Source organism: Streptomyces antnestii (assembly GCF_004005495.1).
GTDB classification, from domain to species: Bacteria; Actinomycetota; Actinomycetes; order Streptomycetales; family Streptomycetaceae; genus Streptomyces; species Streptomyces antnestii.
This window is the reverse complement of the sequence record NZ_RZYA01000003.1, coordinates 450,162-469,620: the sequence shown is the minus strand read 5'-3', so window position 1 is coordinate 469,620 and position 19,459 is coordinate 450,162. Positions and strand designations below refer to the sequence as shown.

The 19,459-nt window shown below is 71.8% G+C and carries 16 protein-coding genes and 1 pseudogene; 6 read left to right on the top strand and 11 right to left on the bottom strand.

What is annotated here, in order from left to right:
- Positions 1-116: 116 nt before the first annotated feature.
- From EOT10_RS10070 to EOT10_RS10050, 5 genes are all read right to left on the bottom strand, one after another.
- A complete protein-coding gene (locus EOT10_RS10070) occupies positions 117-1,181 on the bottom strand; it encodes an aspartate-semialdehyde dehydrogenase (RefSeq protein ID WP_127827754.1) in 1,065 nt (354 codons plus the stop codon).
- Entirely contained in the window at positions 1,181-2,452 is a 1,272-nt protein-coding gene (locus EOT10_RS10065) for an aspartate kinase (protein ID WP_127827753.1), read from the bottom strand. Before EOT10_RS10065 ends, EOT10_RS10070 begins: the two co-directional genes overlap by 1 nt.
- 295 nt (positions 2,453-2,747) lie before the next feature.
- On the bottom strand, positions 2,748-3,407 hold the full coding sequence (locus EOT10_RS10060; RefSeq protein WP_127827752.1) for a DUF5063 domain-containing protein: 660 nt from the start codon (positions 3,405-3,407) through the stop codon (positions 2,748-2,750).
- Positions 3,400-3,999 (bottom strand): recombination mediator RecR, encoded by a 600-nt coding sequence (recR, locus tag EOT10_RS10055; RefSeq protein ID WP_116511760.1) that lies wholly within the window; start codon positions 3,997-3,999, stop codon positions 3,400-3,402. Before recR ends, EOT10_RS10060 begins: the two co-directional genes overlap by 8 nt.
- A gap of 85 nt (positions 4,000-4,084) precedes the next feature.
- Positions 4,085-4,426: a YbaB/EbfC family nucleoid-associated protein gene (locus EOT10_RS10050; protein ID WP_127827751.1), complete on the bottom strand. Its 342-nt coding sequence runs from the start codon at positions 4,424-4,426 to the stop codon at positions 4,085-4,087.
- Between the two features lie 294 nt (positions 4,427-4,720).
- On the opposite strand from EOT10_RS10050, the gene EOT10_RS10045 reads away from it, so the two are divergent.
- Entirely contained in the window at positions 4,721-5,485 is a 765-nt protein-coding gene (locus tag EOT10_RS10045) for an SLATT domain-containing protein (RefSeq protein ID WP_127827750.1), read from the top strand.
- A gap of 130 nt (positions 5,486-5,615) precedes the next feature.
- Here EOT10_RS10045 and EOT10_RS10040 read toward each other — a convergent pair whose 3' ends face one another.
- The 5 genes from EOT10_RS10040 to EOT10_RS10020 all read right to left on the bottom strand — a co-directional run bounded on the left by EOT10_RS10040 (position 5,616) and on the right by EOT10_RS10020 (position 11,936).
- Positions 5,616-6,266, bottom strand: a complete 651-nt coding sequence (locus EOT10_RS10040; RefSeq protein ID WP_127827749.1) for a hypothetical protein — start codon at positions 6,264-6,266, stop codon at positions 5,616-5,618.
- A gap of 81 nt (positions 6,267-6,347) precedes the next feature.
- The gene (locus EOT10_RS10035; RefSeq protein WP_127827748.1) at positions 6,348-8,879 is read right to left on the bottom strand and encodes a dolichyl-phosphate beta-glucosyltransferase; all 2,532 of its coding nucleotides are present in this window, start codon (positions 8,877-8,879) and stop codon (positions 6,348-6,350) included.
- Positions 8,876-9,562, bottom strand: a complete 687-nt coding sequence (locus EOT10_RS10030) for a GntR family transcriptional regulator (RefSeq protein ID WP_127827747.1) — start codon at positions 9,560-9,562, stop codon at positions 8,876-8,878. The genes EOT10_RS10035 and EOT10_RS10030 overlap by 4 nt, the downstream gene beginning before the upstream one ends.
- 112 nt (positions 9,563-9,674) lie before the next feature.
- Positions 9,675-11,030, bottom strand: a complete 1,356-nt coding sequence (locus EOT10_RS10025) for an aspartate aminotransferase family protein (protein ID WP_127827746.1) — start codon at positions 11,028-11,030, stop codon at positions 9,675-9,677.
- Positions 11,031-11,093: 63 nt separating this feature from the next.
- Positions 11,094-11,936 (bottom strand): VTC domain-containing protein, encoded by an 843-nt coding sequence (locus EOT10_RS10020; protein ID WP_127827745.1) that lies wholly within the window; start codon positions 11,934-11,936, stop codon positions 11,094-11,096.
- A gap of 236 nt (positions 11,937-12,172) precedes the next feature.
- On the opposite strand from EOT10_RS10020, the gene EOT10_RS10015 reads away from it, so the two are divergent.
- The 4 genes and pseudogenes from EOT10_RS10015 to EOT10_RS10000 all read left to right on the top strand — a co-directional run bounded on the left by EOT10_RS10015 (position 12,173) and on the right by EOT10_RS10000 (position 17,052).
- On the top strand, positions 12,173-12,811 hold the full coding sequence (locus EOT10_RS10015) for a DJ-1/PfpI family protein (RefSeq protein WP_127827744.1): 639 nt from the start codon (positions 12,173-12,175) through the stop codon (positions 12,809-12,811).
- A pseudogene (locus EOT10_RS10010) lies at positions 12,808-13,266 on the top strand (MarR family winged helix-turn-helix transcriptional regulator); the annotation flags it as partial. The gene EOT10_RS10015 and the pseudogene EOT10_RS10010, both read left to right, overlap by 4 nt.
- Positions 13,267-13,442: 176 nt before the next feature.
- Positions 13,443-15,344 carry a serine/threonine-protein kinase gene (locus EOT10_RS10005; protein WP_127827742.1) on the top strand — a complete coding sequence of 634 codons (1,902 nt, stop codon included), beginning with the start codon at positions 13,443-13,445 and terminating at the stop codon, positions 15,342-15,344.
- A gap of 151 nt (positions 15,345-15,495) precedes the next feature.
- Positions 15,496-17,052, top strand: a complete 1,557-nt coding sequence (locus EOT10_RS10000) for a substrate-binding domain-containing protein (RefSeq protein ID WP_127827741.1) — start codon at positions 15,496-15,498, stop codon at positions 17,050-17,052.
- 131 nt (positions 17,053-17,183) lie between these two features.
- Here EOT10_RS10000 and EOT10_RS09995 read toward each other — a convergent pair whose 3' ends face one another.
- On the bottom strand, positions 17,184-18,467 hold the full coding sequence (locus EOT10_RS09995; RefSeq protein ID WP_127827740.1) for an adenylosuccinate synthase: 1,284 nt from the start codon (positions 18,465-18,467) through the stop codon (positions 17,184-17,186).
- A 161-nt stretch (positions 18,468-18,628) separates the two neighbouring features.
- On the opposite strand from EOT10_RS09995, the gene EOT10_RS09990 reads away from it, so the two are divergent.
- Positions 18,629-19,453, top strand: a complete 825-nt coding sequence (locus EOT10_RS09990) for a diacylglycerol kinase (protein ID WP_127827739.1) — start codon at positions 18,629-18,631, stop codon at positions 19,451-19,453.
- The last annotated feature ends 6 nt before the right edge of the window (positions 19,454-19,459 follow it).

The window sequence follows — 19,459 nt, the reverse complement described above, 5'->3', positions numbered from 1 at the left end:
CAGATCCTATAAAGCGCACCGCTCAGAGGGCTACCGAGTCCGGCTTCCGGACGGCGAAGAGGCGGAACTCACCAGGCAGGAGGACTCACCGGGCAGGAGGCAGAACTCACCAGGCCTCACGCTCCGGTGAGTTCGCCCGCCACCAGCTCCGCGATCTGCGCGGTGTTGAGCGCGGCGCCCTTGCGCAGGTTGTCCCCGCACACGAAGAGTTCGAGCCCGGCGGGGTCGTCGAGCGAGCGGCGGACGCGGCCGACCCAGGTCGGGTCGGTGCCCACCACGTCGGCGGGGGTGGGGAACTCCCCGGCGGCCGGGTTGTCGAAGAGGACGACGCCGGGCGCGGTCGCGAGGATCTCGCGCGCCTTGTCCACGGTGACCTCGCTCTGGAAGCGGGCGTGGACGGTCAGGGAGTGCGTGGTGACGACGGGGACCCGTACGCAGGTCACCGCGACCTTGAGATCCGGCAGGCCGAGGATCTTGCGGGACTCGTCCCGTACCTTCATCTCCTCGGAGGACCAGCCGTCCTCGCGCAGGGAGCCGGCCCACGGCACGACGTTCAGGGCGACCGGCTCGGCGAAGGGGCCGGTGTTGTCGCCGACGGCACGCCGTACGTCGCCGGGGCTCGTCCCGAGCTCCGTACCGGCCACGAGCGACATCTGCTGGCGGAGGGTGTCGATGCCGGCGCGGCCGGCGCCGCTGACGGCCTGGTAGCTGGAGACGACCAGCTCGCGCAGGCCGAACTCGGCGTGCAGGGCGCCGATGGCGACGATCATCGACAGGGTCGTGCAGTTCGGGTTGGCGACGATGCCGCGCGGCCGCACGCGCGCGGCGTGCGGGTTGACCTCGGGCACGACGAGCGGCACGTCCGGGTCCATCCGGAAGGCGGCCGAGTTGTCCACGACGACGACGCCCTTGGCGGCGGCGACGGGCGCCCACTGCGCGGAGACGTCGTCGGGTACGTCGAACATCGCGACGTCGACGCCGTCGAAGGCCTCCTCGCAGAGGGCCATGACCTCGACCTCCTCCCCGCGCACGGTCAGCTTGCGGCCGGCCGAGCGCGGGGAGGCGACGAGTCGGATCTCGCCCCAGATGTCCGCGTGCTGCGAAAGGATCTGGAGCATGACCGTGCCGACGGCCCCGGTCGCTCCCACGACCGCGAGCGTCGGCCTGTCGGTCTGAGCCATCAGCGGCCGGTGCCTCCGTAGACCACGGCCTCGTCGGAGTCCGAGTCGAGGCCGAAGGCGGTGTGGACGGCGCGCACGGCCTCGTTCACATCGTCGGCGCGCGTGACGACCGAGATGCGGATCTCGGAGGTCGAGATGAGCTCGATGTTGACGCCCGCGTCGCTGAGCGCCTCGAAGAACCCGGCGGTGACGCCCGGGTTCGTCTTCATGCCCGCGCCCACGAGGGAGATCTTGGCGATCTGGTCGTCGTAACGCAGCGACTCGAAGCCGACGGCCGCCTTCGTCCTCTCCAGGGCGTCGATGGCCTTGCGGCCCTCGGTCTTGGGGAGGGTGAAGGAGATGTCCGTGAGGCCCGTCGAGGCCGCGGACACGTTCTGGACGATCATGTCGATGTTGATCTGGGAGTCCGCGATGGCCCGGAAGATGTTCGCGGCCTCTCCGGGCTTGTCCGGGACACCGACGACGGTGATCTTCGCCTCGGAGGTGTCGTGAGCGACACCGGAGATGATGGCCTGCTCCACCTTCTGGTCCCCTTGCGGTTCGTTGCTGACCCAGGTGCCCTGCAGTCCCGAGAAGGACGAGCGGACGTGGATCGGGATGTTGTAGCGGCGCGCGTACTCCACACAGCGGTGGAGGAGCACCTTGGAGCCGGAGCTGGCGAGCTCCAGCATGTCCTCGAAGGAGATCCAGTCGATCTTCCGCGCCTTCTTCACGACGCGCGGGTCGGCGGTGAACACACCGTCGACGTCGGTGTAGATCTCGCACACCTCGGCGTCGAGCGCCGCGGCGAGCGCCACGGCAGTTGTGTCGGACCCGCCACGGCCGAGCGTGGTGATGTCCTTCTTGTCCTGGCTGACGCCCTGGAACCCGGCGACGATGGCGATGTTGCCCTCGTCGAGCGCCGTCCTGATACGGCCCGGGGTCACATCGATGATCCGGGCTTTGTTGTGGACCGAGTCGGTGATGACGCCGGCCTGGCTGCCCGTGAACGACTGGGCCTCGTGGCCCAGGTTTTTGATCGCCATGGCCAGCAGGGCCATGGAGATGCGCTCTCCGGCGGTCAGCAGCATGTCGAATTCGCGCCCGGCAGGGATCGGGGATACCTGCCCGGCGAGATCGATCAACTCATCCGTCGTGTCACCCATCGCGGACACCACGACAACCACCTGGTTGCCGTTCTTCTTGGCGTCGACGATTCGCTTGGCGACCCGCTTGATGCCTTCGGCATCGGCTACGGAGGAGCCTCCGTACTTCTGCACGACAAGGCCCACGTGCGCTCCTCGCTCAGTTTGTCTCGGTCGGCTCAGTCTAACGAGCGGCCGAAATCCGCCCGGGGAATACCACATCCTGAGATGTCCCGCTCAAGAAGTGACCACCTGATCGTAGGGACCCGGTGGGGCGTCACGCTCCGGCCGCTCGGACAGGCGCATGCCCGCACCCCGGCCGGGCAACCGGAAAAGTGGGGTGGGTCACTTCACCGGCCGCTTCGCCTCACCCGCGAGTACCCACGGCCGGACTCATCTCACCAGGTCATGTGGCGCCCGCTGCGGTGACGTGGCGCCGCGGTCATCTGGCGCTGCGCAGGCCCAGCGGGCCGGCGATCTCCTCGGCCATGACCTTGCCCGCCGCCTCCGCGAGGGCGTCCTCGGCGAGGTCCTCGTCGGTGTCGAGGCCGTCCAGGTCGTCCAGGGGCTGGTTCAGCCGGACGTGCGCGACGAGGGACTGGAGGGCGCGCAGGGCGCCGGAGGCCGTGGAGCCCCAGTTCGAGAAGTAGGAGAACTGCCACCACCACAGGGCCTCGGTGGTGCGGCCCGCGCGGTAGTGGGCCATGCCGTGCCGCAGGTCCGCCATGACGTCGGCGAGGTCGTCCGAGATACGGCAGGCGACCGGCGCCTTGCGGGGCTCGTACGGGTCGAAGACCTCGGAGTAGACGTCGATCGGCTCCAGCATCGCGGCGAGCTTCTGGCGCAGCTCGTCGACGTCCGGCTCGGGGCCGAGATCGGGCTCGTACCGCTCGTCGGGGACGATGTCCTCGTGCGCTCCGAGCCGGCCGCCGGCGAGGAGCAGCTGGGAGACCTCGAGGAGCAGGAAGGGGACGGCCGAGTCGGGCTCGTCGCCCTTCGCGACCTCGGCGACCGCGACGAGGAAGGACTCGATCTGGTCCGAGATCTGGACCGCGAAGTCGTCCGGATCGTCCTTGACGGCGTTGAGTGTGGCGTCAGACATCTAGGAGTCGTCTCCCCTCGAAGGCGCGGCCGAGCGTGACCTCGTCCGCGTATTCCAGGTCGCCCCCCACCGGGAGCCCGCTGGCCAGGCGGGTGACCTTGAGGCCCATCGGCTTGATCATGCGGGCGAGGTACGTCGCCGTGGCCTCGCCCTCCAGGTTCGGGTCGGTGGCCAGGATCAGCTCGGTGACCGTGCCGTCGGCGAGGCGGGCGAGGAGTTCCCTTATCCGCAGGTCGTCCGGGCCGACGCCCTCGATGGGGCTGATCGCCCCGCCGAGCACGTGGTACTTGCCCCGGAACTCACGGGTCCGCTCGATCGCGACGACGTCCTTGGGCTCCTCGACGACACAGATGACGGTCAGGTCGCGGCGCGGGTCGCGGCAGATGTTGCACAGCTCCTCCTGCGCCACATTGCCGCAGGTCGCGCAGAAGCGGACCTTCGCCTTGACCTCCATCAGGGCCTGTGCGAGGCGCCGGACGTCCGTCGGCTCCGCCTGGAGGATGTGGAAGGCGATCCGCTGCGCGCTCTTGGGACCGACGCCGGGCAGCCTGCCCAGTTCGTCGATGAGGTCCTGGACCACGCCTTCGTACACGGAGTGCCTTCCACTGCTGTCGGTGCTGTGCCGCTGAGCATGCCAGCCGCTGAGTAGTACGTACGTTAGTTGCGGTGGGGCTTCCTTAGAAGGGAAGTCCCGGGATGCCTCCGCCGCCCAGGCCCTGGGCCAGCGGGCCGAGCTTCTGCTGCTGGAGCGCCTGCGCGTTCTCGTTCGCCGCCTGGACGGCCGCGACGACGAGGTCGGCGAGGGTCTCCGTGTCGTCAGGGTCGACCGCCTTCGGGTCGATGACGAGGCCGCGCAGCTCGCCGGAGCCGGTCACCGTCGCCTTGACCAGACCGCCGCCGGACTGGCCCTCGACCTCGGTCCTCGCCAGCTCTTCCTGAGCCTTCGCGAGGTCCTGCTGCATCTTCTGGGCCTGCTGGAGCAGCTGCTGCATATTGGGCTGGCCACCACCGGGAATCACGATCAGCTCCTGTTGCGTCCTGTTTCGACCTGCTGCTGCGACCTGCTGTTTCGACCTGCGGCCGCGGGCGGGGTCTCCGCCCTGGAACGAGCCTACGTGGTCAAGGGTGCGCTCGCTCCGGCACCTTTCACTGCACTCTTTCGAGTGAGACGGGCTGCTTTCCTATACCTGATCAAGACCCACTTCCAGGCGGAAATACCGCGAAAACGGGACCTTGGCCACCCATTGGGCGGTAAGAAGATGCTCTGCACGTGAGCCCCATCCTTGACCAGGACCAGTCGTAGGGAGTGCCGGGTGAGTCAGCCGGAGATGCAGCCCGAGGGACCGCCTCAGGAGGAGCGGGGCGCGCGCGGCGAGTGGCGGGACGGCACGGGTGAGGCGGTGCGGCCGGGCGATCTGGCCGGGCGGACGTTTCCGGTCGGTGACTGGGGTGAGCCCGCGGAGCGGCTCGACGAGCTCTACCGGTGGGTGGAGCGCGGGGCGCTCGACACGGCGTCCTGGTACCTCGCCGACCGGGTGTGGAAGCGGCGGGCCGCGCGGGCGCTGCGGGGCGGCGCGGCCGTCGGCGCCGTCTCGGGGGCGGCGCTGCCGCTGCTCGACGCGACGGGGGCGCTCGGCGGGGTGGCGCCCTGGGGATATCTGGCGCTGCTGCTCTCGGTGGCGTGCGTGGCCTGCGACCGGTACTTCGGGCTGACCTCGGGCTGGATAAGGGACGTGGCCACGGCCCAGGCGGTGCAGCGACGGCTCCAGGGGCTCCAGTTCGACTGGGCGTCGGAGAGCGTGCGGGAGGTGCTCGGACCGGCGGAGGGCACGGCCAGTGAGGCCGCGGAGCGGTGCCTTTCGGTGCTGCGGCGGTTCACGGACGACGTGACGGAGCTGGTGCGGGCGGAGACGGCGGACTGGATGGTGGAGTTCCGGTCGGGGCCGGCGCCACTGGTGATGCAGTCGTCTGTGACGCCGGGTACGCGGGTGGTGGAACCTACGCCTGGCGGGCGGTTTCCGCTGCCGCCCGGCGCCCGGCCGAATATGCCGCGGCAGCGGCCTCCTGAGCCTCGTTGAGGCTTCGGTTTTTTTTGGGGGGGGGCGGGTGCCGGTGCTCGGCTGTCCGTGCGTTGGGGCTGGTCGCGCAGTTCCCCGCGCCCCTTAAGGGGCGCGTGACTTCCCAGCGATCCCCGTCACCCCCCGTGGTTCAGCTGAAGATGATCATCGAGCCCTGCGCCAGGCTTCTGGTGGCTGCTGCGTGCAGGCCCAGCCAGACGTGGCGTTCGCGGGCGAAGGGGCTGTTGTCGAGGGGGGCCGGGGCCGCCGGCTCCTCGAGGGACGTGGGGCCCGCCGGCGGGACCGGGGGCGCCGGGGGGTTGGCCGGGTCTATGCCGATCGACCGGGCCACGTACTCCAGTTCCCGCAGGAGCGCGTGGGAGGAGCCCAGCGGGCCGCCCCCGGCGAGGAGTTCGTCGTCGGCCAGCGGGCTCGGGAAGTCCACGGGGACGTACGCGCCCGCGTGGTCGTAGTGCCAGACCAGGTGTGACTGCTGGGCCGTCGTCTCGAACATCTCCAGGAGCTGTTCGTAGTCGCCGCCGAGTTCGTCGACCGGCGTGACGGCGAGGCCGCACATCTGGAGGAGGTAGGCGCGGCGCAGGAAATGCAGCGCGTCGTAGTCGAAGCCGGCGACGGGTGCCACGTCCCCGGAGAGGCCCGGCATGTACGAGTAGACCGGCACCGGCGGCAGTCCTGCCTCGTGCAACGCCTTGTCGTAGAGCGCGAGTTCCTCGGCGAAGGGGTTGTCGGGGCTGTGGCACAGCACGTCGACGAGCGGGACCAGCCACAGGTCACAGGCCAAGGCGACTCCTCCATAAGGACGGTAAGGACGGTAAGGACCGTACTGAAAGGCGGAAAGGCAGCGTAATGCGCGGGGGCCGGATCAGCTCCCACCCTGCAGACTGCTCAGATCCCAGATCCATACGCCTCCGGTCCACGTTCCGGGCTTCCCGACCAGCTGGTCGACCGTCGCGCGCAGCAGGGCGTCGTTCTGCTGCGGGGCGAGGACGAGGACGCCCGCGTGCCAGTACGCGAAGTCGCGGCGGGCCTGGGCGCGCCACGCGTCGGTGATCTCGGGGGCGCGGCCCGTGTAGCGGATGTCGCGCAGCAGGTTGGAGGTCCAGCGGGGGGAGGCGCCGTAGATGCCGACGTGGTCGGGGCCGTAGGGGCCGTTGAAGTAGCCGCCGGGGAGGTGGAAGCCGAGGCCGGCCTCGGTCTGCCAGTGCAGGGCCTCCGCGTTGCCCGGGTCGGGCAGCGGCACGGGGACCAGGCTCTCGCCGGGGCCGACGTACCGCCTCCAGGTGCCGTCGGCGACGAACGCCGGGACGTCGGCCCGCTCGACCGCCCTGAGCGGCGCCGGGACGATCGGCACGAGCGCCGCCGCGACCGCCGCGAGTCCGACGAGCCGGTACGGGACCCGCACCGTGGTCAGCCGGTCGAGCGCGAGGGCGAGCAGCATGCCGAGCGCGGGCGCGCACACCATCGCGACCCGCCCCTCGATGACCGACTCGAACAGCGGCCGGTGCGCGAGCAGCGCCCAGGGGCCCGGCAGCACGACGCCGGTGAGCGGGACACGGAACGTCGCGCCGAGGGAGAGGAAGGCCGCCGCGACCGCCGTGAAGGCGAGCGCCTTGACGGCCGCGCTCCGCCACAGCCGTACGGCGATGGCGAAGGCGAGCAGGACGAGCGGCCAGCCGTAGAAGGCGTTCTGCTCGGTCGGGTTGAGGGAGAGCGCGGCGGCGCTCTCGCGGGAGCCGGCGAGGGAGCGCTCGGCGAAGGAGAGGAGGGCGAGGGGGCTGTTGCCCGCGTTGTCGCCGTGCAGCACGCTCTTGTAGCTCTGCGGGCCGAGGAACTGCCAGTACAGGGGGAAGGCGACGAGCGGCAGCGCGACCGCGGCCGCGAGCCCGAGGCCGCGCAGGAGCGGGCGCCAAGCCGCCTTCGCGACGTCCCTGCGCACCACCGCGTAGGCGAGCGCGAACAGCGCCATGCCGAGCGCGGCGAGCAGCAGCGGCTCCTCGCCGAGGAAGATCTGGTACGTCGTCAGGAGGCCGAGGACGACGCCGTCGTGCACCACGCGCCTGCCCTCGCACAGCCGCAGCGCCCGCTCGATGATCAGCGGGATCATGAACAGGACGACGAAGTTCGGGTGGGCGTGCGCGTGGCTGACCATCGGGGGCGCGAACGCGGCGAGGAGCGCGCCGGCCGCGGCGGCCCACCGGCTCCGTACGAGCCGTTTCAGGATCAGCCGGTACCAGGCGAACGCGGTGGCGGCCAGGCCGCCCGTCATCGCCACGTTCAGGGCGACGGCGGGGCCGAAGAGCCAGGTCACGGGGGCGAGCGGGACGGACAGGCCCAGCATCGCGGTGTTGGCCATCAGGTTCACGCCGTCCGGGAAGCCCTGGAGCGTCGTGAAGAGCGGGTTGTGGAGGTGGCGGACGCTGTCCGCCGTCACCGCGAAGAACCACTCCCACTGGTTCTGGTCCCGGAGCGAGTCCGGGAGGTAGCGGTGGGCCGGCGCCGCCCAGCGCCCCGAGTACAGGGCGACGGACAGGAGGAGGAAGAGGGCCGCCATGAGGAGGTGGCCCTTCGGCACCGCCCGCGCCCGGAGCGTCACGAGTTCGGCGAGGACGCGGAGGTAGTCGAAGGGGCGGACCTTCGAGCCCGCCTGGTGCGACCACCGCACGGGCACCTCGGCGACCGGCCAGCCGGAGCGGCGGAAGTGCATCAGGATCTCGACGTCGATGCCCCAGCCGTCCAGGCGTGACGCGGCGAACGCGGCGCGGGCCCGGTCGCCGTCGAACAGCTTGAAGCCGCACTGGGTGTCCCTGATGCCGGGGACGGCGACCGCGCGTATCAGGAAGTTGCCGGTGCGGCCGAGGAGTTCGCGCAGCCGGTGCTGGTGGCGGGTGATCGTCGCGCCGGGGGTCGCGCGGGAGCCGATCGCCGCCGCGTGCCCCTCGGTGAGCGCCTTGTCGAGGGCTTCCAGTTCCTCGATGGGCGCGGCGAGGTCGGCGTCGGTGACCAGGACGCGGCGGCCCCGGGAGGCGAGGACGCCCGCGCGCAGGGCGTGGCCCTTGCCCCGGTTGCGGGGGCTCGCGACGAGCCGGACGCGGGGCGTGCGGCCCGGGCCCTCGGGGGCGGCGGCGGCCGCCCGCTCGGCGATCTCGCGGGTGCGGTCGGTGGAGCCGTCGTCGACGACGACGATCTCCCAGGAGCCCCACCGGTTCCCACCGTCGCCGGTGTCCCTGGCGTCTCCGTCGTACCCGGCGCCCGCATCGTTTCCGTTGAGATAGGCGGTGACGGCGTCCAAGGTGGGGCCGAGCCGGCGCTCCTCGTTGTAGGCGGGGACGACGACGGTGAGGTCCACCACGGCGGTGGACAGGGCGACGGGGCGGTCGGCGCGGTCCGTGGTCACCGCGCGGCCAGCCGTTCGACCAGGGCCAGGGAGTCCGCGTTGTACGCGGTGACGATGTCCTGCGCGGCGCGGGCGTCCCGGTCCGCGAGGGCGTCGACGAGGAGGCAGTGGCCGGACCAGAGGTGCCCTCTGAGGTCGTCCACGCGGCGCAGGTGCGAGACCGCGTACATCCATGACTGGACACGCAGGCGGTGGAAGAAGTCGGAGAGGTACGGGTTGCCGAACAGGGCGCTGAGCTCGCGCCAGAACCGCAGGTCGTAGCCGATCAGCACGTTCAGGTCGCCGGCCGAGGCGGCGCGGGCGGCCTCCTCGCCGCGGCGCCGGACCCCGGCGAGGGCGGCGGGGGTGGCGTGGTGCACGTCGGCGTTCGCGACGAGGCCGCGGAAGATGCCGTCGGTGACGAGGCTGCGGGCCTCGATCATGCCCCGGTAGTCGGCGAGCGAGTACTCGTGGACCCGGAAACCCCGGTGCTGCGCGGAGTCCAGGAGTCCCTGCCCGGAGAGGTCGACCAGGGCCTCACGGACGGGGGTCGCGGAGACGCCGTACTGCTCGGCGATCTCCTTGACCGTGAACTCCTGACCCGGTTCGAGCCGCCCCGACAGGATCTCGTCGCGCAGGGCGTCGGCGATCTGCTGGCGCAGCGTGCTGCGCTGGACGGCAGCTCCGCCGTCTGTTCCGGGCACTTGGGTGTCCCTCCCCCGTAGTGCGTCGTCAGCTGGTGAGGCTGATGAGCCTGATCCTTGGTCAGCTGGTCAGCCTACGCACTACGGGGAGCGACACGGAGTACGCCTTTCGTTACGCGGTGTAGCCGTCCGCCACGGTCAGGGCCTCGTCGAGGGCGGCGAGCCCCTCCTTGGCCTCGGCCTCCGTGATGTTGCACGGCGGGACGACGTGCGTGCGGTTCATGTTGATGAAGGGCCACAGGCCGTTCTTCTTGGCGGCGGCGCCGAAGGCGGCCATCGGCGCGTTCGCCTCGCCCGCCGCGTTGTACGGGGTCAGCGGCTCGCGGGTCTCCTTGTTCTTGACCAGTTCGAGCGCCCAGAACATGCCGAGGCCGCGGACCTCGCCCACCGAGGGGTGCCGCTCGGCGAGCTCGCGCAGCGCCGGGCCGATCAGCGTCTCGCCGAGGTGGGCGGCGTTCTCGACGACGCGCTCCTCCGCCATGACGTTGATCGTCGCGACGGCAGCGGCGCAGGCCAGCGGGTGCCCGGAGTACGTCAGGCCGCCCGGGTAGGGGCGCTTGCCGAACGTGTCCGCGATGGCGCCGGAGATGGCGACGCCGCCGAGCGGGACGTAGCCCGAGTTCACACCCTTGGCGAAGGTCATCAGGTCGGGCACCACGTCGTAGTGGTCCGCGGCGAACCACTTGCCGGTGCGGCCGAAGCCCGCCATGACCTCGTCGAGGATGAAGACGATGCCGTGCCGGTCGCACAGCTCGCGCACGCCCTGGAGGTAGCCGGGCGGCGGCGTCATGATGCCGGCGGTGCCGGGCACGGTCTCCAGGATGACGGCGGCGATGGTGGCCGGGCCCTCGAAGGCGATGGTGTCCTCGAGGTGCTGGAGGGCGCGCTCGCACTCCTGCTGCTCGGTCTCGGCGTAGAAGGGGCTGCGGTAGAGGAACGGCGCCCAGAAGTGGACGACGCCCGCCGCGCCCTGGTCGCTCGGCCAGCGGCGCGGGTCGCCGGTCAGGTTGATCGCGGTGGAGGTGGCGCCGTGGTACGAGCGGTAGGCGGAGAGCACCTTGGGCCGGCCCGTGTGCAGCCGGGCCATGCGCGTGGCGTTCTCCACCGCCTCGGCGCCGCCGTTGGTGAAGAAGATCTTGTCCAGGTCGCCGGGGGTCCGCTCGGCGATGAGGCGTGCGGCCTCGGAGCGGGCCTCGACGGCGAACGCGGGCGCGAACGTCGTGAGGGAGGCGGCCTGCTCCTGGATCGCCGCGACGACCTTCGGGTGCTGGTAACCGATGTTCGTGAAGACGAGGCCACTGGTGAAGTCCAGGTAGCGGTTGCCGTCGTAGTCCCAGAAGTACGAGCCGTCGGCGCCGGCGACGGCGAGCGGGTCGATGAGCTCCTGTGCGGACCAGGAGTGGAACACGTGCGCACGGTCCGCGGCCTTGACGGCGGCGCCGACCTGGGGATTCGGCTGAGGGGTCATGGGCCTGAGGGTAAATGTCCGCATGGTGGAAGGACCATCGGCGTCCTGTCTGTGGGACGGCCGCTAACCCGACACACTGTCGCCCTCGCACGGAGGCACCGTCCCGGGGAACAGCGTCCGCACCGCTTCCCGCCACGGTCCCCCCGCGAGATCGGGCCGCAGCGCGGCGAGACCGCCGCAGTACTTGCCGAACTCCACGGGCGGCACCCCGAACCGCGCGAGCAGCCGGTCGGCGTCGGTCGGCCGCCCCGGCGCGCACGCCTTCGTCTCCACGAGGACGGACCCGCCGTCCGCCCGCACCGCGCGCCCCTCCCCCGGGTCGCGCACCACGAGCCCCGCGTCACAGGTGAGCCGCTGCCCGTCGGCGACGAAGGTCGCCCGCCGGTACTCCGTGACGAGCCGGGCGGCGAGCTCCCCCGGTGCCCCGATGCCGTACGTGCCGCGCAGCACGCCGGAGACGAAGGCGCGGCGGGTGTCGTCGAGCGGGTGGTCGCCCGCGGCCAGACGCGTGCGGTGCTTGACGGTCCCGCCGCCGGCGCCGCGCACCTTGAGCTCCAACTGCCGCCTGCCGCTGTCCTGGTAGAGCCGCTCCCTGATGCCGAAGCGGGGCGCGTGCGCCCGCGCGTGGTCGTGGAACGAGCGCAGCGCGGGGGTGTCGTAGTGCGTCGAGCGGTAGCCGAACCAGCGGCGTCCGCCCACGGACAGGGACCGGTAGGCGCCGCCCGGCCTGCGGGGGTCGGTGAGCAGGGCGGCGAAGTCCTGGAAGATCTCGACGGGCACGAGATAGCTGTGGCCGTGATGGCGCAGCAGTGGGGCCCGGGCGTCGGTCTCGTCGAGTCCGACGGGTCGGGCGGCGAGCGCGGCACGCGCGAGGGCGCGGACGGCGACGGGCGTCCTGTTCGGCACACGGTCTCCTCGGTCGGGGGGAGGTCGTACGTCGTGAAGTGAGGTCGTACGTCGTGAAGTCGTGAAGTGGGGCGTTGCGTTGCCAGTAGTACGTACGGTCGCCACGGATCGTTCCGGCTGACGGAAACGAGTTTCCGTGAGGTCGCTTCGAGGAACGATTGACAGCATGCTGTCGGAGTGACAGCTTGTTGTCATAGCCTTGCCTCAGAGCCTTGTCATCGACACCGGAGGCCACCATGACCAGCATCGCGCGTAAGCCCGCACACCTCGCCGTCTACGACACCTTCGCCGACTGGGAGACGGGGCACGCCACGGCGCACCTGGCCCGCGGCGGCTACCCGGTCCGCACGGTCGCGGCCCGCGCCGGCCGGCCCGTCACCACCCTCGGCGGCCTGCGCATCCAGCCCGACCTCGCCCTCGACGACCTGCGCCCCGAGGACAGCTCGCTCCTGATCCTCACCGGCGCCGACCTCTGGACTGAGACATCAGCCGCTGCCGCGGCGGGCGGTAACGACCTCGCCCCCTTCGCCCGCAAGGCCCGCGCGTTCCTCGACGCGGGCGTGCCGGTCGCCGCGATCTGCGGGGCCACCGCCGGACTCGCCCGCGAGGGCCTGCTCGATGACCGGGCCCACACGAGCGCCGTCCCCCAGTACCTCGACGCCACCGGATACAAGGGCGGCGACCACTACGTGGACGCGGACGCGGTGACGGACCGCGGCCTGATCACGGCCGGGCCGACCGAGCCGGTCGCGTTCGCGCGCGAAGTCCTGGGCGCGCTCGGGGTGTTCGAGGGCGAGCTCCTCGACGCCTGGTACCGCCTGTTCCACGACTCGGACGTGACGGCGTACGCAACCCTTCAGGCGGCGCGGGCGTGACCAGGGAGCACCAGGACCTGCTGAGCCGGACGGCGCTCGGCGTCTTCCGGCTCAACGGCCAGTTCCTGTCCGTCTCCGAGGATCTGGCGCGGCCCGCGGGGCTCACCGCCGCCCGGTACCAGGTGCTCGGCGCGGTCCTGCGCGAGCCGCTGACCGTCGCCGGCATCGCGCGCGTCATGGGCATCACCCGCCAGAGCGTGCAGCGCGTCGCCGACCTGCTCACCGCCCAGGGCCTCGCCCGTTACGAGCCGAACCCGGCCCACCGCCGGGCCAAGCTCCTGACCCCCACGGAGAAGGGCCGGGCGGCGACCGCCCTCATCGGCCCGGGCCACGCGGCCCTCGCGGAACAGCTCGCGGCGGCGCTCGGCGAGGACGGCCTCGCCGAGACGGTACGAGTGCTGGAGCGGCTGTCGGCGGTGCTGGACGAGATGGCGGTCCCGCCGGTCGTCCCACCTGCTGTCCCTCCTGCTGCCCCCTCTGCCGACCACTCTGGCGACCGACCTGACGACCAGCCTGCCGACCGACCTGACGACCAGCCTGTTACGGAACCGTAGAGACCGGCTCGCCCCCACTGTCCCAACCTCGCACTATTCTCGGTCTGTTGGTCACATATGGGGGAGGGTGGCGCGACATGGAGAAGCTGGGGGCGGGAGATCCGCAGCGCATCGGTGCGTACCGGTTGCTGGCGCGGCTCGGGGCGGGCGGGATGGGCCAGGTGTATCTGGCGCGCTCGGACCGCGGACGCACGGTCGCGGTCAAGCTGGTGCGCCAGGAGCTCGCGGAGCAGGACGAGTTCAGGAACCGGTTCCGGCTCGAAGTGCAGGCCGCGCGGCAGGTCGGCGGGGCGTGGACCGCGCCCGTCCTCGACGCGGACACCGAGGCCGACATCCCCTGGGTGGCCACGGGTTACGTCGCCGGGCCCTCGCTCCAGACGGTCGTCTCGCACGACCACGGCGCGCTGCCCGAGCGCTCCGTGCGCATCCTCGCGGCGGGCCTCACCCACGCGCTCAAGGACATTCACACGGCGGGCCTCATCCACCGCGACCTGAAGCCGTCGAACGTCCTGGTGACGATCGACGGGCCCCGCGTGATCGACTTCGGCATCGCGCGCGCCCTTGAGACGGTGACGGACGGCGGCCTCACGCGAACGGGCGCCCTCGTGGGCTCGCCCGGGTTCATGGCCCCCGAGCAGGTGCGCGGCGACCGGATCACGCCGGCCTGCGACGTGTTCTGCCTCGGCTCGGTCCTCGCGTACGCGGCGACGGGCGGGCTGCCGTTCGGTACGGCCAACAGCGGGGTGCACGCCCTGATGTTCCGTATCGCCCAGGAGGAGCCCGACCTCGCCGCGCTGCCCGAGGGGCTGCAGGAGCTCGTGGGTGACTGTCTGCGCAAGGACCCGGCGGCCCGTCCGACCCTGGATCAGCTCCTGGAGCGGACCGGCGCCGAGGACACGCTCGGCGACGGCGGACGCACCCGCGACCCGTGGCTGCCGGGCGCGCTGGTGGCCCAACTGGGGCGGCACGCGGTGCAGTTGCTGGACACCGAGGACCCTGACGGGCCGACGGGGGCGAACGCGGCGCCGCCCGCTCCGCCCGTTCCGCCCGCGCCGGGGCCCAGCCTCGTCAAGCAGACCCCCGCCCCTGCCCCTGCCCCCGCAACCGCCGCCACCGGTGACGAGCCGACGCCTCCGCCGCCCGGAAAACCCGGCGCCGCCCCCGTCAACCATCTGCCCACCGTGATCTCCCCCTCGGGCCCGCCGGCCCCCACCCCCGCCCCGTCCCCGGCGGCCCCGCCCGCGCCGGCCGCGTACGGATATCCGAACGCGTACCCCCCGGCCCCCGGCTACGGGTATCCGCAGCATGGCGCCTGGGGCGGGACCCCGCCCTACGGCCCCGGGGCCACACCGCCGTACGGCCCGGGAGCCGTCCCGAACGGCACGCCGCAGCCGGAGCCCCGGCGCAGCGGGCGCTCCACGGCGGCGCTGATCGTGGTGGCCCTGGTGGTGGCGCTCGGCGCGGGCGGGTCGGTGTACGCGCTGATGAAGAACGGCGGCACACCCGCGGCGCAGAGCCAGGAGTCCAAGGACCCCTCGTCCCCCGCGGCCTCGACGTCCGGCCCGAACACCGGCGACCCGACCTCGCAGAACCCGGACACGACGCCGCCCGGGTCCGACGAGCCGCCCGCCGGCGGGGACATACCGACGGAGTTCCTCGGCGCGTGGGACACCACGATCGACAACGCCTCGGGCCACCACACGCGCCATCTGGAGATCCAGCAGGGCAGCCCCGGCGACACGGTCCTGTCGATGACGGCGGACGGGCCCCTCAAAGGCGGCGGCTCGTACCACTGCGTCTTCCAGGGCACGCTGGTGTCGGCGAGCGGAGGCACCCTGCGCATCGCCGGGACCGACGTCGTCACCGGCCCCTCCGACGCCTGCAGCCCGGGCAAGCCGAGCACGTCCGTGATCACGCCCTCGGGCGAACTGCGCCGCACGATGAGCGACGGGACCGAGCTGGTGTACACGAAGGGGTAAATCCCCTTGCCGACAGGCGAGTTGACCCGTCCCGCGCCGGTCCGACTGAACACGTGGCGAACAGCGGTCGACACCTCGGCCGCCGTCCGCCCCGGCGTCCCGAAGGCCCCCTACGGTGACCCCACCATCACGTTCCGGGGGGAGAGACACCATGGGCTGGCTCAAGGACGCGCAGAACCTCGTCGCGATCGCCACGACGGTCCTGTCGATCGGCGCGTCCCTCGCCCTCTGGTACGTCGAGCGGCGCAAGCAGCACAGCAAGCGGATCGGCCACCGCATCCAGATGGACATCCCGCTCAGCCGCGCCCTGTCGGAGGACCTGCCGGGCGCGGACGGCCTGATCCCGCGCCGCAACATCACCGAGGACACCACCCTGGTCCTCCTGCGGATCGAGAACGACGGCGCGGCCACCATCACCGACGGCGACTACATCTCGCAGCCGCCGGGCCTGACGGTGACGTTCTCCGGGCGCCGCATCACCGACGCGTACCCGGTCCAGCCCGCCCTGACCTCGAACACGGCCCGGCAGATACGGCTCGACGCGCGGCCCGTCTACACCCCCGGCGAGAACACCCTGCTCCTGCCGCCCGTCGCCCTCAACACCGGCGACTACTACAAGCTCCTCGTGATGCTCCGGGGCGGCGACGCGGGCACGACCGTCAGTGTCGAGGGGCGCCTCGGCGACGGCACCGTCCACCCCAGCCCGAGCCCCCACCCCGACGACAAGCCGCCCCTGTTCAGCCCCCTCGGCCGCTGGACCGTCGGGATCCTGGGCACCGGCATGGCGATCCTGCTGCTCCTCGCCACGCTGCCGAATCCGGTGCCGCAGCCGCGGGGGTGCGCCGCCGGGTCGCTCACCCTCACCGGGTCGTCCGCGTTCCGGCCCGCGATGGAGGCGCTGCGGGCCGCGTACACGCGGGACTGCCACGACGCCAGGATCGACGTGGCGACCAGCTCCAGCGGCACGGGCGTGCGCCAGCTCCTCGAATCCGACACCGAAGGCACCCCCGGCACCCCCGGCGCCGCCGTCATCGCCTTCTCCGACGGGCGGACCACCGAGAGCGACCCCGAGCACAAGCTGCGCAGCGAGAAGGTCGCCGCGATGGCGTTCGCACTGATCGTCAACGACGCCGTGACCGTCGGCGGGAAGCCGCTGAGAGGCCTGACCGTCGGCCAGGTCCGCCGGCTCTACAGCGGCGACATCACCGACTGGAGCGCCGTGGGCGGCCCCGACCTGCCCGTCCGTACCGTCCGCAGGACCGGCAGCTCGGGCACGCGCGGCGCCTTCGAGGCCCGGGTCCTCGGCCGCCGCGACGCCTTCCCGACCTCGTCGAGCGACTGCCGGACGAAGGACCTGGTGCCCGCCTCGCCGGTCCTGCGCTGCGAGGAGCACAACACGGGCGACCTCCTCGACCGGGTCGCGCACGTCGACGGCACGATCGGCTACGCGGCCCCGCCCGAGGGCACCCCGCGCAAGGGTTCGCACACCCTGCGCCTCAACGGCCTCGGCCCCTCCGGCGAGAACATCACGAAGGGCTACCCGTTCCACGCCGTCGAGTACGCGTACACGATCGGCGACCCCGCGGACGGCTCCCTGGCCGACAGCTTCCTCGACTTCCTCACGCAGGGCGCCGCCGACCGCGTCATCGCCCGCGCCGGACACCTGTCCTGCACGTCTCCCGACGGCTACGCGGCCTGCCGCGGCTGAGGCCCGCGCACGTACGCGTACGCGAAGGCGCCCCTGTCCGGCTCCGTGGAGAGCCGGACAGGGGCGCCAGTGGGACGCCGAGTCCTGGACGCCAGTGAGACGCCGAGTCCTGGAGGAGTCCCGGAGGAGTCCTACAGGAACGAGTTGATCTCGATGGTCTCGGTGCGGCCGGGGCCGACGCCGATCGCGGAGATCGGGGCGCCCGACATCTCCTCCAGGGCCTTCACGTAGGCCTGCGCGTTCTTCGGCAGGTCGGCGAAGGTCTTGGCCTTGGTGATGTCCTCGGACCAGCCCGGCAGGTACTCGTAGACCGGCTTCGCGTGGTGGAAGTCGGACTGGGAGTACGGGAGCTCCTCGACGCGCTTGCCGTCGATCTCGTACGCGACGCAGACCGGGATCTGCTCCCAGCCGGTGAGCACGTCCAGCTTGGTGAGGAAGAAGTCGGTCAGGCCGTTCACGCGGGTCGCGTAGCGGGCGATGACCGCGTCGAACCAGCCGCAGCGCCGGTCACGGCCGGTGGTGACACCGCGCTCGCCACCGATGCGGCGCAGCGCCTCGCCGTCCTCGTCGAACAGCTCCGTCGGGAACGGGCCGGCGCCGACACGGGTCGTGTACGCCTTGAGGATGCCGATGACGCGGCTGATCTTCGTCGGGCCGACGCCCGCACCCGTGCAGGCGCCGCCCGCGGTCGGGTTCGACGACGTCACGAAGGGGTACGTGCCGTGGTCGATGTCGAGCAGCGTGCCCTGGCCACCCTCGAAGAGGACGACCTTGTCGTCGTCGAGGGCCTTGTTCAGGATCAGGGTGGTGTCGGCGACGTAGCCCTTGATCTTGTCCGCGTAGCCGAGCAGCTCCTCGACGACCTGCTCCGCCTCGATGGCGCGCCGGTTGAAGACCTTGGTGAGGAGCTGGTTCTTGCCCTCGAGTGCCGCTTCGACCTTCTGGGTGAGGATCGATTCGTCGTAGAGGTCCTGGACGCGGATGCCGACGCGGTTGATCTTGTCCGCGTAGGTCGGGCCGATGCCGCGCCCGGTGGTGCCGATCTTCCGCTTGCCGAGGAAGCGTTCCGTCACCTTGTCGACGGTCACGTTGTACGGCGTGATGATGTGCGCGTTGCCGCTGAGGAGCAGCTTGGACGTGTCGACGCCGCGCTCGTTCAGTCCACTCAGCTCGGAGAGCAGGACCGACGGGTCGACGACGACGCCGTTTCCGATGACCGGTACACACTCCGGCGAGAGGATTCCGGAAGGGAGGAGGTGGAGGGCGTACTTCTGGTCGCCGACCACTACCGTGTGGCCGGCGTTGTTGCCGCCCTGGTAGCGCACCACGTAGTCCACGGATCCACCGAGCAGGTCGGTGGCCTTTCCCTTGCCTTCGTCACCCCACTGAGCACCGAGCAGCACAAGTGCGGGCACAGGCGTACACCCCTTCCGGGCGGGGCAAGACCAAGGTCAGGGGCCGTAGCCGCCTGTATGGGTGTGCCTTGGTGTGCCCCGGAATAGACGAAGCCCCTGGCGCAATAGCGCAAGGGGCTCTTGCACCAAGATGCTACCCGAGGAAGCGAGGCAGGACCGAGGTGGCGGCTTTTGACCAGCTACTGGTGGTCGTCGATCCGGTCGCCCGGCGTGCGGACGGCGAGTCGGTACGCATCGCGAAGGACGTGCTCGGCGCCGGTGCGACGGTGAAGGTGTGCCTGCCGGACGGGCCCGAGGAATTCGCGAAGGCGCTGGTCAGGCGGGGTTCTCGCCGACCGGTGGTGATCGGGGACGACCGGGCGCTGCTGCGGGCGGTGGCGCTCCTTCACCGGGAGCGCGAGCTGGCGGAATCCGTTCTGTCGCTCGTGCCGGTCGGGGCGAGTCTGTCGCTGTCCCGGTCGCTCGGGGTGCCCCTGGGGGCGGTGGCGGCGGCGCGGGCGGCCCTGGAGGGCGTCGAGCGGCGGCTCGATCTGCTCGTCGACGACTCCGACGGGGTGGTGCTCGGGGATCTGCGGATCCCGCCCGTGGCGCACCCGTCGCCGACGCCGGCCCCCGATCCCGCCCACCACTGGCTGCGGACGTGCCAGTCCCTCGTACGGACGCTGGCCGCGCGGCCGGCCCGGCCCTCGGCGCCCGCCGCGGGGCCCCAGCGGCTGCGGGTCGAGGCGGACGGGGTGACCCTGGTCGACCTGGACCGGCCGGTGGAGGGCGTGAGCGTGGTCCCGGACGCGGCGGGCCGGGCCCGGATCGAGATCAGGCCGTCCGCGGTGGGCGCGGACGCCGGACCGCTGCGAGCCCTTGCGCACACGGTGACGGTGTCGGGCCCGGACTTCCGCTACCGCGCGGACGCGGTGGTGGGCGGCCCCGTCCGGACCCGCACATGGACGGTACGGGCGGGGGCGTGGGGGCTGACGCTGCCGGGGTGAGGCGTG